At 63.3% G+C, this 13,234-nt stretch carries 13 protein-coding genes; 9 read left to right on the top strand and 4 right to left on the bottom strand.

Annotated features, from left to right (window positions below; genetic code table 11):
* Window positions 1-19: 19 nt before the first annotated feature.
* Window positions 20-808 carry a helix-turn-helix transcriptional regulator gene (locus METH_RS01875; RefSeq protein WP_024088702.1) on the bottom strand — a complete coding sequence of 263 codons (789 nt, stop codon included), beginning with the start codon at window positions 806-808 and terminating at the stop codon, window positions 20-22.
* Between the two features lie 142 nt (window positions 809-950).
* On the opposite strand from METH_RS01875, the gene METH_RS01880 reads away from it, so the two are divergent.
* From METH_RS01880 to METH_RS01900, 5 genes are all read left to right on the top strand, one after another.
* Window positions 951-2,936: a CocE/NonD family hydrolase gene (locus tag METH_RS01880; protein WP_024088703.1), complete on the top strand. Its 1,986-nt coding sequence runs from the start codon at window positions 951-953 to the stop codon at window positions 2,934-2,936.
* A gap of 202 nt (window positions 2,937-3,138) precedes the next feature.
* Window positions 3,139-4,116 (top strand): glycosyltransferase family 2 protein, encoded by a 978-nt coding sequence (locus METH_RS01885; protein WP_024088704.1) that lies wholly within the window; start codon window positions 3,139-3,141, stop codon window positions 4,114-4,116.
* Window position 4,117: 1 nt separating this feature from the next.
* Window positions 4,118-4,510, top strand: a complete 393-nt coding sequence (locus METH_RS01890; protein ID WP_024088705.1) for a GtrA family protein — start codon at window positions 4,118-4,120, stop codon at window positions 4,508-4,510.
* 18 nt (window positions 4,511-4,528) lie between these two features.
* On the top strand, window positions 4,529-5,293 hold the full coding sequence (locus METH_RS01895; protein WP_024088706.1) for a methyltransferase domain-containing protein: 765 nt from the start codon (window positions 4,529-4,531) through the stop codon (window positions 5,291-5,293).
* Window positions 5,290-6,762 carry a hypothetical protein gene (locus tag METH_RS01900; RefSeq protein WP_024088707.1) on the top strand — a complete coding sequence of 491 codons (1,473 nt, stop codon included), beginning with the start codon at window positions 5,290-5,292 and terminating at the stop codon, window positions 6,760-6,762. The genes METH_RS01895 and METH_RS01900 overlap by 4 nt, the downstream gene beginning before the upstream one ends.
* Window positions 6,763-6,808: 46 nt before the next feature.
* Here METH_RS01900 and nadC read toward each other — a convergent pair whose 3' ends face one another.
* From nadC to nadA, 3 genes are read right to left on the bottom strand one after another with little or no spacing between them, the layout of a single operon-like run.
* Window positions 6,809-7,663: a carboxylating nicotinate-nucleotide diphosphorylase gene (gene nadC / locus METH_RS01905; protein WP_024088708.1), complete on the bottom strand. Its 855-nt coding sequence runs from the start codon at window positions 7,661-7,663 to the stop codon at window positions 6,809-6,811.
* On the bottom strand, window positions 7,660-9,216 hold the full coding sequence (locus tag METH_RS01910; protein WP_024088709.1) for an L-aspartate oxidase: 1,557 nt from the start codon (window positions 9,214-9,216) through the stop codon (window positions 7,660-7,662). The genes nadC and METH_RS01910 overlap by 4 nt, the downstream gene beginning before the upstream one ends.
* A 3-nt stretch (window positions 9,217-9,219) precedes the next feature.
* Window positions 9,220-10,272, bottom strand: coding sequence for a quinolinate synthase NadA (gene nadA, locus METH_RS01915; RefSeq protein WP_024088710.1), 1,053 nt, complete (start codon window positions 10,270-10,272; stop codon window positions 9,220-9,222).
* 289 nt (window positions 10,273-10,561) lie between these two features.
* On the opposite strand from nadA, the gene METH_RS01920 reads away from it, so the two are divergent.
* The 4 genes from METH_RS01920 to METH_RS25225 all read left to right on the top strand — a co-directional run bounded on the left by METH_RS01920 (window position 10,562) and on the right by METH_RS25225 (window position 13,065).
* A complete protein-coding gene (locus METH_RS01920) occupies window positions 10,562-11,266 on the top strand; it encodes an ABC transporter permease (protein ID WP_024088711.1) in 705 nt (234 codons plus the stop codon).
* Window positions 11,266-11,976 carry an ATP-binding cassette domain-containing protein gene (locus METH_RS01925; protein ID WP_044008304.1) on the top strand — a complete coding sequence of 237 codons (711 nt, stop codon included), beginning with the start codon at window positions 11,266-11,268 and terminating at the stop codon, window positions 11,974-11,976. Before METH_RS01920 ends, METH_RS01925 begins: the two co-directional genes overlap by 1 nt.
* Window positions 11,973-12,776, top strand: a complete 804-nt coding sequence (locus METH_RS01930) for an ABC transporter substrate-binding protein (RefSeq protein WP_024088713.1) — start codon at window positions 11,973-11,975, stop codon at window positions 12,774-12,776. The genes METH_RS01925 and METH_RS01930 overlap by 4 nt, the downstream gene beginning before the upstream one ends.
* A 100-nt stretch (window positions 12,777-12,876) precedes the next feature.
* Window positions 12,877-13,065, top strand: a complete 189-nt coding sequence (locus tag METH_RS25225) for a phosphonate C-P lyase system protein PhnG (RefSeq protein WP_342667095.1) — start codon at window positions 12,877-12,879, stop codon at window positions 13,063-13,065.
* The last annotated feature ends 169 nt before the right edge of the window (window positions 13,066-13,234 follow it).

The raw sequence follows: 13,234 nt of genomic DNA on the forward strand, positions 1-13,234 counted from the left end.
CGCGGCGGAACGGGTGCGATCAGTCCTGAAGGCCTGAACTCAGGCTCAACGGCGGTTGGTCTCCCAGCAGGCGCCGCACCTTCGGGTCGATGCGGGGACTGGCTTCGGCGTAAGCACCGGTTGCGGCGAGCGCCTCGCGGGCCGACGTTCTTTCGCCGATCCGCACCCAGACGGTGTTTGTCGCAAAGGGTGCCTGGCCGGGGCCTGCGGAAATTCCCAGGGTCAGCCCCTGCAAGTAGGAGACCTGCTGCGGATGGGCGGGCATCAGCACTGTTTCCGACAGGTAGCCGCCGCCGCGGCGAGGCGTTTCATACATGCAGATCCGGTTGTTGCGGAGGGTGGCCATGCCGGCATAGCGGCTGCGCTGGCGAATGCTGCCGTCGCGGGCAACGGCGCGCTCAAACGTGTGGGTGACGGCGCAGCCGTCCTGCGGGCGGAGCCAGATCAGCGTGCGCACGATCTGGCCGGGCCAGGTCGGGGTGCGGAAATAGCCGTGGTAGAAACCCATGAAACGGCGCAGGCGCCGGGCCTGATCGCGGAACAGGCTGCCGAATTGCAAAGCCGGTGCCGAGACCGCGGTGGCTGCGCCCCTTTGCTGGCGAAAGTCCTGATGGGGGGCAAACAACGCCTCCTCCTCCAGCCCGAAATAGCGCGCGATGCGGTGCAGATTGTAGGCTGACGGCAGGCCATGGCCGTTGAGATAGCGGTTGAACTGCTGCCGGTTCATGCCGATCTCGCGGCAGACTTGGGCGATGCTGCCGGTGTCGGCGCACAGCCTCCGCAAATTGCGGGAAAAATCTTCTGTCATCGGTGCGGGCTTTCACGGATTGGCGGTCTGACTGCGTACAACTGCTTACATCTGCGTACAAGTGCTCACTTTTCATATGATGCCAGTTTGGCAAGAGTGCCGCCAAAGGGCACCGCCCGGAACATAAGACAAGGAAGACCAAATGCCCGGCGCATTCAGTATCATTGAGAACACCTGGATCACCCTGACGGACGGGCGCAAGCTGTCGGCGCGGATGTGGATGCCCGACGGCGAGGGGCCGTTTCCGGCAATTCTGGAATATTTGCCCTACCGCAAGCGCGACGGCACCGCGCCGCGTGATGAGACCACGCATCCTGTTTTTGCTGCCGAAGGATATGCCTGCGTCCGGGTGGATATTGCCGGCACCGGTGACAGCGAGGGGGCGTTCGACGACGAATACTCCGAGCAAGAGCTGAGCGATGGCGAGGCGGTTCTGGCCTGGATTGCGGCGCAGAGCTGGTGCGATGGCAAAATCGGCATGATCGGCATCAGCTGGGGCGGCTTTAACGGGCTGCAGCTGGCGTTCCGCCGCCCCAAGGCATTGAAAGCAGTGGTTTCCGTGGCCTCGACCGTGGACCGCTATGCCGATGACATCCACTACATGGGCGGCTGCCTGCTGAGCGACAACGCCAATTGGGGCAGCCAGATGTTTGCCTATCAGTCGCGCCCGGCGGACCCGGAACACCGGCCGGACTGGCGCGAGGACTGGATCAAGCGGATTGAGGAGATGCCCTTCATGGCCGCTGATTGGCTGCGGCAGCAGACTCGGGGGGATTTCTGGAAGCACGGCTCGGTTTGCGAGGATTGGTCTGCAATTCAAGCGCCGGTGCTGGCGATCACCGGCTGGGCGGATGCCTATGTGAACGCACCGCCTGCACTGGCCGCGAACCTGAGTGTTCCAGCCAAGGCGATGATCGGCCCGTGGGAGCACCGCTATGCCCATATCGCCAAGCTGGATCCGGCGGATTTCCATGGCGAGGTGCTGGCCTGGTTCGGCAAGTGGCTGAAGGAGGAGGACACCGGAGCCGGGGACCTGCCGGATTACCGCGTCTACATGCAGGAGCATTTCAACCCGACGATGCAGAACAAACCGCGGCAGGGCTGCTGGGTGGCAGAAGCCGCATGGCCCTCGCCCAATGTGCAGGAGCGGGTGATGCATCTGGGGGCAGATGTGCTGGCGGATGCGGCGGCGAGCGGCACGCTGGCCGTCAGCAGCCCGGCCACGGCGGGTCAGGCGTCGGGCTATTTCTGTCCGGGGATGCGGTTTGACAATGAGCTGGCGGGCGATCAGGCAGGCGACGATGCGCTCTCGGCCTGTTTTGATACCGCGCCGCTGGCCGCGCCGCTGGAACTGCTGGGCCGCCCGCGGGTGAGGGTGGCGTTCAGCGTCGATAAGCCGGTGGCGCAGCTGGTTGCGCGGCTTTGCGACGTGTCGCCGGAAGGTGTCTCGCAGCGGATCACCTTCCGGCCGCTGAACCTGACTTGCCGGGACGGGTTCGAGGCGCCTCGGAAGCTGGTTCCGGGGCAACGCTATGAAGCGGAGATCGAGCTTAATGAATGCGCGCACCATCTGCGGGCGGGCCACGTGCTTCGTCTGGCGCTGTCGACGTCCTACTGGCCGGTTGTCTGGCCCGCGCCGGAGGCGGCGGAGGTGACACTGCATCTGGAGGATTGCGCGCTGGTGCTGCCGGAGCGGCGGGTTTCGGAAGAGATCGACCCGCAGGCCCCCGGCGCGCCGCGCGACTACCCGGTGCTGCAGGCGGAGCAGCTGCGGAAGCCCGGCGGCACCTCCAGGACCTGGACACGGGAGGACGGTGCGCTGGTGCTGGATACGTTCGACGATTACGGCAAGGCGGTGGATCCCTACCACGGGATGTGTGCCGGCAGCCACGTCTCCATGCATTACGAAGTGCATCCGGATGATCCGGCCACTGCAGCCTTTGCCAGCGACTGGAATTTCGAGTTCGGGCGCGGTGGATGGCAGGTTGCGATCGATACCGAAAACAAGGTGACCTGCGACCGGGAGAATTTCTATCTTTGGCGCCGGGTGACGGCCTTTGAAGGGGCCGGCAAGGAGGTGGTCCTGACCAAGGAGTGGCAGGAGGTGATTCCACGCGGTGTCTTGTAAACCGGGGCGGGGCGCGGGCGGATTTTCGGCAATTCGCCCGCATTTGCCTTGGATTTGACATAGTGCGTTACCGAAAGCACACAGGCCCTTAACCATTTCATTGCATGTTAGGCCCTCAGCTGGCTGCCGTTGCCTTGACCCTGCCGGATCGGCAAATGTCCTGGTTAACGAGCGGTTAACAAACAGTACTGGGGGCGAAAAAGTGCAGCTTTCCGTTGTTGTGCCCTGCTACAATGAAGAAGAGTCGGTCCCCATGCTGGTGGAACGGCTGGTGCAGGCCATTGAACCATGGGCGCAGGACGCCGAGATCATCCTGGCGGATGACGGCTCCAGCGACGAAACCTGGGCGGCGATCGAGGCGGCCCACGCCAAATACCCTGTGGTGCGGGGCATCCGCCTGTCGGCGAACCGCGGCCATCAGGTGGCACTGACCGCGGGGCTGGAGGCTGCGCGGGGCGCGCGTATCTTCATGCTGGATGCCGACCTGCAGGACCCGCCGGAAATCCTGCCCGATATGATGATGATGATGGACCGCGGCTATGACGTGGTTTACGGGCGCCGGGCCGAACGGCAGGGCGAAACCCTGTTCAAGAAGGCCACCGCCTATCTGTTCTACCGTTTTCTGAACACGCTGTCGGATGTGGATATCCCCAAGGACACCGGCGACTTCCGCCTGGTCAGCCGCCGCGCGCTGCAGGCGGTGCTGGCGATGCCCGAGCGCGCGCGGTTCATCCGCGGCATGTTCGCCTGGGCAGGGTACAGGCAGATCGGACTCGAATACGTGCGCGATGCGCGGGTTGCGGGCGTTACCAAATACCCGTTCCGCGCCATGCTGCGCTTTGCCACCGATGCGCTGACCGGGTTTTCCACCAAGCCGCTGAAAATGGCCACGCGGCTGGCCTTCCTGAGCCTTTATGTGACCTTCCTGATGGCGGTCTATGTGTTCCTGTCTCTGATCCTCTACAACACCGCGCCCGGCTGGGCGTCGATGCTGCTGGCGATTTCCTTCTTCTCGGGCATCCAGCTTCTGACGCTGGGGATCATGGGGGAATACATCGGCAGGCTTTATATGGAGAGCAAGCAGCGGCCGATGTACTTTCTGTCGGAGGAGACCGGCGCTGCGGCGGCGGCTGATCCGGTGAACATCGAAACAGCCCCCCGGCAAAAGGAAGCGTCGTAAGTTGGCTGTTTTCGGGAGCGATGCCGGTCAGGTTCTGCGGTTCTCGGTTGTGGGCGCGGCGGTCGCCGGGCTTTATGTGCTGGGCTATACTGGGCTGCTGGCAGCGGGGCTGGCGCAGGCCTCCGCCAATGGGCTCGCTTTTGCGGCTGCTGTGGCGGTTCAATACGTGCTGCAAACGGCATGGACCTTCCGCCGCCCGTTGGGCCTGCCGGAACAGATGGCGCGCTTTGCCTGCACCATTGCTGCAGGATTCGCCGTTTCGATGGTGATCACCGGCGTGATCGGCCCGGCGCTGGGCTGGGCGGATTGGTTGTCCGCCGCTGCCGTCACGGTGATCCTGCCGGTTCAGAATTTCATCATCTTCCGCCTCTGGGTGTACGCCGCGGCTGGCTGACTATCGATCGGAGCAATCATGTCTCATATCTATTCCAACGAGTTTTATGACTATATCGACCAAGGTGCGCGGACTTCGGCGCAGGCAATGATTTCAGTGGTGCAGCCGCATCTGCAAGCGGGCAGCGTGCTGGACCTGGGCAGCGGCCGCGGTGTTTGGCTAAGCGAATGGATCAAAGCCGGGGTTCAGGACGTGGCGGGGGTTGATGGTGACTATGTTGATCGCGACCGGCTGGCGATCCCGAGGGAGCAGTTCCATGCTGCAGATCTGACCCGGGCCTTTGATCTGGGCCGAAAGTTCGATCTGGCGCAAAGCCTTGAAGTCGGGGAGCACCTGCCCGAGACAGCCTCGGAGAAATTGGTGGACAGCCTGGTTCGTCATGCCGACCGGGTGCTGTTCTCGGCTGCCGTTCCGGGGCAAGGGGGTGAATTCCATGTCAACGAAAAGCCGCTGTCCTTCTGGCAAGAGTTGTTTGCGGCGCGCGGCTTTGCCGCCTTTGATTTTGCCCGCCCCCGTCTGAAGGACATGGACGGTATTGAACCCTGGTACCGCTATAACACCGTGCTTTATGCCAATGAAGCCGGGCGCCATGGCCTGCCGGAGGCAGTGCTGGACGCTGAAATTCCCGCAGGTCAGAAAGTGCCGCTGGCGGGAAGCCTTGGCTGGCGGATGCGGCGCGGGATTGTTTCGCTGATGCCGCAGCCGATGGTGACCAGGATCGCGCAGGGTCGTGCAGCTGTTTTGGTCCGCCGCGCCCGGCGCTTGCAAAAGGTTTCGGGATGACCTTTGCCTCTGCCATCAGCACCGTTTCACAGTGGCGCAGCTTGCCGCAGCTTGCGGTCACAGTGGCTGCAATCTTCGCTATTCTGCTGCTGAGCGCGTTGTTTCAGCTGCCGGACCCGATGATCCGCCATGACGATTACCCGGCGCTGCTGGCAGATCCTGCGCTGTTTTACTCCAAAACCCTGACCGAAGGGCGCTGGGTCAACTACCTGTGGCATCTGCGCGGCGTGGTGACGCCGGCCTGGCTGAACTTCCTGGTCTACCAGTTGCTGTGGTCCATCTACCTGGGCTGCCTGGTTCACAACGCCTTTGACCGCGAGGCGGAGGTTTGGCAAAGGGTGATGGTGGCACTGATTGCCGGTCTCAGCCTGCCTTGGGTGCTGATCTCAATGTGGTTCAACACATTGATTCCGGGGCTGGCCGTTCTGGCGCTCTATGGCTGGCTTGCCACCCGGTTGAGCGAGCGGGCGTGCCGCTGGCTGATGCTGGTCTTTGTTCCGGCGGCGCTGATGTCATATACGACCTATCCGTTTCTGATCCTCGCGATGAGCCTGACCCGCGCTGATGCCGCACGTTCAGCAAAGGATCTGGCGGGCTTGCTGGCGCTGTTCATTGCCAGTTTTGCGCTGGGGATGCTGGCGATATATTCGCTGAACTATGCCGAGCACGGGGTGTTCGGGGTGCCGATGGCAGACTGGCGCAACCCCAGCCCGGCAACGGACCTGGCCTCGGTGTTGACCAATTCCAAACTGGCGGCGGGTTTCCTGGAGAACCTGGTGCTGAAGGGCGGTTACAGCATCACCTGGCTGGCGCTTTTGCAGGCCGCGCTGCTTGGCTGTGCCGTATGGGCCGTGCTGCGCCGGGACAAATGGCGGGCGCTGTACATGCTGTCCGGGGCCGGGCTGGGGCTGACGCTGCTTTGCCTGCAGGTCATTCGCAGCGGTATTGACATGCCGGTGCGGTCCGGCGGATTTCTGTGGGCGTTCGGCGCAGTCTTTATCGGGTTGTTCGCCCTTCAGCTGCGTGATGGCGGGCGGGCCCGGCTGAGCCGCAATCTGCTGTTCTCCGTCACGGCCCTGTATGTGATCTTTGCCGGGCTGACGCACTATTTCTCTACCGAATGGAACCGCCTGAGCCGGCATATGGCGGCGGAGCTGGCTGGCCGGGAAGGGCCGGTTTATGTCACCGGCACTTATCTGTCCCTGGAAGCGGCCAGCAAGTCGGACCTGCAAGAGGAACGGTCCGTCGAATTCCGGCTGAATTATCTGACAGGGCGGGACATCGTGATATGCGAAAGGCGGCCTGAAGACTGTGCCGGACTGCCGGAGGAGTTGCGCGGCGGCCTGCTGGAGAGCCGGGTTTATGAGGTGCGCCATATCGATGGCGGATCGGTTCTGATGCTGTCGCCCGAAGCGCTGCGGGAAGGCAAGCTGGAGGCCGCCCGGAAAAACCGCCAGGCTGACGGCTAACGCCGGGCATTGGCCCGGCGGTATGATACGGCGGTTCGGAGCTGTCTTAGAAGTCGAGGCCCAGATCCAGGGTGCGCGCCGAATGTGTCAGGGCACCGGAGGAGATGTAATCGACCCCCGTGGCGGCCACCTCGGCAATGCGGTCCAGGCGCATGTTGCCGGAGGCCTCGGTCACCACATAGCCCTTGGCGATCTCCACGGCCTTGACCAAAGTTGGGGTGTCCATGTTGTCCAAAAGCACCACATCGGCGCCGCCGGTAGCAATGACTTCGGTCAGCTGGTCCAGGGTGTCGACCTCGATTTCCACCTTCATCATGTGGCTGACGCTGGATTTGGCGGCCTCCAGAACGGCGCGTACCCCGCCTGCCGCGGCGATATGGTTGTCCTTGATCAGGATGGCATCCGACAGACCGAAACGGTGGCTGTAGCCGCCGCCATGCAGTACAGCCTGCTTCTCGGCAATGCGCAGGCCTGGCGTGGTCTTGCGGGTGCAGGTGATGCGGGTGGCGGTGCCCTTGGTCTCCGTAGCAAAGGCCGCTGTCAGCGTGGCAATGCCAGTCAGCCGGCCTGCAAAGTTCAGCGCCACGCGCTCACCCGAGAGGATCGAGGCGGCGGAGCCTTCGATGGTCATCAGCGTGTCGCCCTTCCGGCATGGGCTGCCGTCCGGCAGGCGCGTTTCCACCTTCAGCCCGGCATCCACCAGGTGAAAGGCGATGCGGGCGATTTGCATCCCGGAAACCACGCCGTCCTCGCGGGCGTTCAGCCGGGCGGAGTAAGTGGCGGAGGCCGGGATCACCGCGCGGGTGGTGATGTCACCGTTCTGGCCCAGGTCCTCCATCAGCGCGGCACGCACCATCGGTTCCAGGATCAGGTCGGGCAGGGTGGCGAATTGAGTGCTCATGTCAGCTCCTTCACGGCCTTGGCACGGATCGCCATGGCCTCGTCCAGGGTGATGCGGGTGCGATGGGCCTGCGCGGGGTCGGCCGTGGGGAAATCGTCCCGGAAATGGCCGCCGCGGCTTTCCTCGCGCTGAAGCGCAGCGGCAGTGATCAGCGTGGCGGTGGCGCACATATTGGTGAAGTTCTCGTCCGCGGCCTGCTCGGCTTCGAGCCGCGCAATGGCTGCCAGTGCTTGTTTCAGGCCGTGGGCGGTGCGGCGCACCCCGGCATGAGCAGTCATGGCCTGCCGCAGGTTTTTGACTGCTGCAGCGTCCAGATCCTGCCCGCCCGGCGGGAAGCTGGGATGGATCGCATCCGCGTTTGCAGGAGGATCCAGCGACGCGATGTCCTGAGCTGCGTTGCGGGCGTAAACTAGCGCTTCCAGCAGGCCGTTGGAGGCCAGCCGGTTGGCGCCATGCAGGCCGGTGGAGGAGGCTTCTCCGCAGACCCAGAGGTTCTGCAGGCTGCTGCGGCCCTGCAAATCGGCCTCGACCCCGCCCATGTGGTAATGCGCGGCAACAGCGACGGGTATGGGGTCCTGCACCGGGTCGATGCCTGCACGGACGCAGGTTTCCGCGACCGTGGGGTAGCGGGTCAGAACCCCGGCGCCAAGCGCATCGCGGGTGTCAAGCATCGGGCGGCGGCCGCTTTGCGATTCGGCAAAGATTGCGCGGGCAACAATGTCGCGGGGCGCAAGCTCGGCGTCCGGGTGCTCTGCCAGCATGAAGCGTTCCCCGTGCGCGTTGATCAGTACTGCGCCTTCGCCGCGCAGCGCCTCGGTTGCCAGCGGGGCAGGATCCACGCCAATATCAAAGGCAGTGGGGTGGAACTGCACAAATTCCGGATCGGCGATGCGGGCGCCTGCGCGGGCGGCAAAGCCGATCACCTGGCCGCGGATGCGCGGCGGATTGGTGGTATGGGCATAAAGCCCGCCGGAGCCGCCGCCGGCCAGCAGCACGCCGGGGCATTTGATCAGCACCGGGGCAGAAGGCGCATCGGCGCGGGTGATCCAGATACCGGTGACGGTGCTGCCTTCGGTTTCAAGCCGCACTGCCTGGGTGTTTTCCAGCACCTGTACGGAGGGTGCTGCGCGCACGGCAGAAATCAATGTCTGCATGATCTTGCTGCCGGCCTGATCGCCCTTTACGCGCACCACGCGGGCGGCGGAATGGGCGGCTTCGCGGCTCATCACATAGTTGCCGTCCGGATCGCGGTCAAACGGTGTGCCGAGGTCGGTCAGGCCGACGATGTGCGCGCGCGCGACCCGGGTGACCATCGCGGCGACCTCAGCGTCGACCGTGCCGGCCCCGGCCTGCAGGGTGTCGGCTGCGTGGGCCTCGGGCGTGTCGTGATTGGCCATGGCTGCCGCAACGCCGCCCTGCGCCCAGGTCGAGCTTGCGCCTTCCCCCAAAGTTTCCGGCGAAATCACCAGAACCGGCCGCGGTGCCAGCTCAAGCGCGGCGTAGAGCGCACCAAGGCCTGCGCCGGCAATGACAATGCGGCCGGTTTCGATCACAGATCAGACGCCCAGCTTCTGGCTGAGATCGATCATCCGCTGAACAGCCACCCGGGCCTTTTCGGCCACGTCCAAGTCCACCACGACCGGTTCGGTCATCGTGTGCAGCGACCACAGGATTTTCTCCAGCGTGATCTTCTTCATGTAGGGGCACATGTTGCAGGGGCCGACAAACTCGACCTCGGGCAGCTGGTCTGCGATGTTCGAAGCCATCGAACATTCGGTGATCAGCATCGCCTTTTCGGGCTTCTCGTCGGTCACATATTTAAGAATGCCGCTGGTTGAGCCTGAGAAATCGGCCTCGTTCACCACATCGGGCGGGCATTCCGGGTGCGCAATCAGCCGGGTGCCGGGGTTCCATTCGCGGAAATCGCGAAGATCCTGCGCGGTGTACCGCTCGTGTACGATGCAGGAGCCTTCCCACCAGACCACGTTTTTTTGCGGCACCTGCTTGGCAACGTTCTGGGCCAGATACTGGTCCGGTGTCATGATGACCGTGTGGCTGTCTTGCGCCGCTACGATCTGAGCCGCGTTCGACGAGGTGCAGCAGATGTCTGACGCTGCCTTCACCTCGGCCGTGGTGTTCACGTAAGAGACCACTGGCGCACCCGGATATTTGGCGCGCATCTGCTCGATGCCCTCGGCGGTGATTGATTCCGCCAGCGAGCAGCCGGCTTCCATGTCGGGAATTAGCACGGTTTTGTCCGGGCTGAGGATCTTGGAGGTCTCAGCCATGAAATGCACGCCGCACTGGACGATGACGTCGGCCTCGACATTCGCCGCCTCGATCGCGAGCTGCAGGCTGTCGCCAACCACATCCGAGACACCGTGATAAATCTCGGGCGTCATGTAGTTATGCGCCAGGATCACCGCGTTGCGCTGCTTTTTCAGCTCCAGAATAGCCGCGACATAGGGCGCATGGGTGGCCCATTCTATGGGATTCACCACGCGGTCCATGCGCGCGTAGACATCCGTCATCGTTTCGGCAAGGGCAGGATTGGGCGCCAGATCATACTGGCTGGCGAGTTGATCCCGCATGGATTGCAGGTCGAACATGGCAAGTCCTCAAAGTTGCGTCCAAGGGGACACTTTGGACGGGGGTTGTTTCATGTTCATTTCGCGCACGCAAGCACGCGTGAGCGGAATTGCTGCCAAAAGCGGTGATTTGGCGCTAACAGACGGCATCTTGCGGACGTCGTTATTTCCCAGATGGGGATCGGGCGCAGAATTTTCCAGCCGGATTGCCGTTTTTGGCTGTCCCGGTGTCCTCTCCTGTGATTTGGAGCCGCGCAAAGCCATGTTAGACCAGCGCCGTATGTGGCCCATGGGAGAGTGACCGGACGCAATGAATGATCTGTGGGCAGGATTGAGCCAGGCCTTTTGGCTGCTGGTGACGCTGGATGCGGATCTGGTGGAGATCACTCTGCGGTCGTTGCGGGTGACGCTGACGGCGCTGGTCATCGCCTGTGCCATCGCGTTGCCGCTGGCAGCCTTTCTGGCGGTCAAGCGGTTCCGGCTGCGCCGGGCCACGATTGCTGTGCTGAACGCGCTGATGGGGCTGCCGCCGGTGGTGGTAGGGCTGGTGGTCTATGTGTTCCTGTCGCGGGCCGGGCCGTTCGGGGTGTTCGGATTGCTGTTCACACCCACAGCGATGATCATCGCGCAGGTGATCATTGTTGTTCCCTTGGTGGCCTCGGTTGCGCATCAGTCGCTGCGCGAGCTGTGGAGTGACTACCACGATCTGCTGATCTCGATGAACGCGACCCAGTTGCAGCGCATTCAGGCGCTGTTGTGGGACGGGCGGCGGGCGCTGCTGACCGCGGCGCTGGCTGGGTTTGGCCGGGCGATCGGCGAGGTCGGCGCGATCATGGTGGTGGGCGGCAATATCGACCATGCAACCCGGGTGCTGACCACGGCAATTGCGCTGGAGACCGGCAAGGGCGAGTTCGCCATGGCGCTGGGGCTGGGCTTTGTGCTGATCGCGCTGGCAATTGCGGTCAACCTGGGGATCCATTGGCTGGGCCGGACCGAGAGCGAGGGACGGTGGTGATGCAGATGTTTCCGCTGGTGGCCCAAGGCGCGCAGGTGCGCCGCCGCGGCAAGGTTCTGGTCGGCCCGGTCGATCTGACCCTGGGCGGGCAGGGCACATCAATTGTCATTGGCCCCAACGGGGCGGGCAAGACCACGCTTTTGAAGATGCTGCATGGCATTATCCGGATGAACGGCGGCAGCCTGGACTGGGCCTGCCCGCTGGAGGAGGCGCAAAGGCACCAGGCCTTTGTGTTCCAGACCCCGGTGATGATGCGGCGCACGGTGATCGAAAACATCGCCTATCCACTGAGGCTGACGGGGGTGGACCGCAAGGAAGCGCGTGCCCGCGCGGCGGATTGGGCCGAACGCGTGGGGCTGGGAAAGATCCTGCAGCGCCAGGCCACCATGCTGTCGGGCGGCGAGCGGCAGAAACTGGCCCTTGCCCGCGCCTTGGTGCGCGAGCCGGAAGTGTTGTTCCTGGACGAGCCTTGTGCAGCCTTGGACGGGCGCGCGATGCGGGAGATTGAGGAAATCCTGGCCCATGCCTCTGACAGCGGCACACGGCTGATCATGTCCACCCACAACATGGGCCAGGCGCGGCGGCTGGCGGATGAGGTGATCTTTGTCCTGCATGGCCGCATTCACGAATTCAGCCCGGCAGGGGATTTCTTTGCCGGACCCCAAACGCCCCAGGGGCGCGCATTTCTGAACGGAGATATTGTCGAATGAAACGTCTGATTATTGGTGCCGTTGCATCTATGGCTTTGGCTACAGCCGGGCTGGCGGAAGAGATGAAGATGGCGGTGACCACCTCCTTCCACAATTCCGGGCTGGCAGAAATTCTGCTGCCGGAGATCAAGAAGGACCTCGGCCTGGATGTGCAGCTGCTGGTGGTTGGCACCGGCCAGGCGATCCGGCTGGGCGAAGCGGGTGATGTGGATGCGGTTCTGGTGCATTCCAAAAAGGCAGAAGAGAAGTTTCTGGCGGGCGGTCACGGCACCCACCGGCGCGAGATCATGTACAATGATTTTGTCTTCATTGGCCCAAAAGCGGATGCGGCTGGCGTGTCCGGCGCCGCCGATGCAGCAAGCGCGTTGCAGAAGATTGCCGGGGCAGAGGCTGCCTTTGTCAGCCGTGGAGATGACAGCGGCACTCATAAGAAAGAGCTGAGCCTGTGGGCTTCGGCCGGCGTCGATCCGGAGGGTTTCGGCGACTGGTACCGCGCGGTTGGTGCGGGGATGGGGGCTGCGCTTAATACGGCGTCGGGCATGGACGGTTATATCATGTCCGACCGTGCGAGCTGGCTCAACTTTGGCAACAAGGGCGGCTTGGCGCTGCTGTTTGCAGGCGATCCGGTGCTGTTCAACCAATACGCCTATATCCCTGTGAACCCGGAAAAGCATGGTCACGTGAAGAACAGTCTGGCAATGCAGCTGGAGGATTGGCTGGTTTCGGACAAGGCACAAGAACTGATCAATGGCTATCAGATCAATGGCGAGACATTGTTTGTGTTCAACGCCAAGCAGTAAAGCCGTTTGGTTTGCACGCTGAGCCCCTGCTGTCCGCAGCCGGGTTAAGAGGCTTAGCCAGATGAACACGGCAGCTTCTGCTGAGGACCGTAAGGGCTGGATGGGCTTGCTGTCCCCTGCTGAGGAGGCTCGGCTTGCTGAATTGCGGCAGGATTGCGGGGCCGGTCCGGTTGGTGAATGGCCGCGCGCGCCAGAGGCGGGCGGGGTCACGATGCGGGGCCGCATGGGCGGGTCCGGTGCACCTTTCAGTCTGGGTGAGATGCAGGTTTCCACAGTACGCTGTCGCTGAAGACCGGCGCGGCGGCAGGCTTGCAAGCCGCAGTGCTGGAACCGCTGGCTGCCGGACGCAAGGCGAGAGAGGAGATCCGCGGAGCCAAGGCGGCGGCAATCAATGTTGAATTCTTCACTATGGTGCTTGGGAGGACTGATCCCTTAGCCGCTTCGGAACACGGCCTATG

The sequence above is a fragment of the Leisingera methylohalidivorans DSM 14336 genome (assembly GCF_000511355.1).
GTDB classification, from domain to species: domain Bacteria; phylum Pseudomonadota; class Alphaproteobacteria; order Rhodobacterales; family Rhodobacteraceae; genus Leisingera; species Leisingera methylohalidivorans.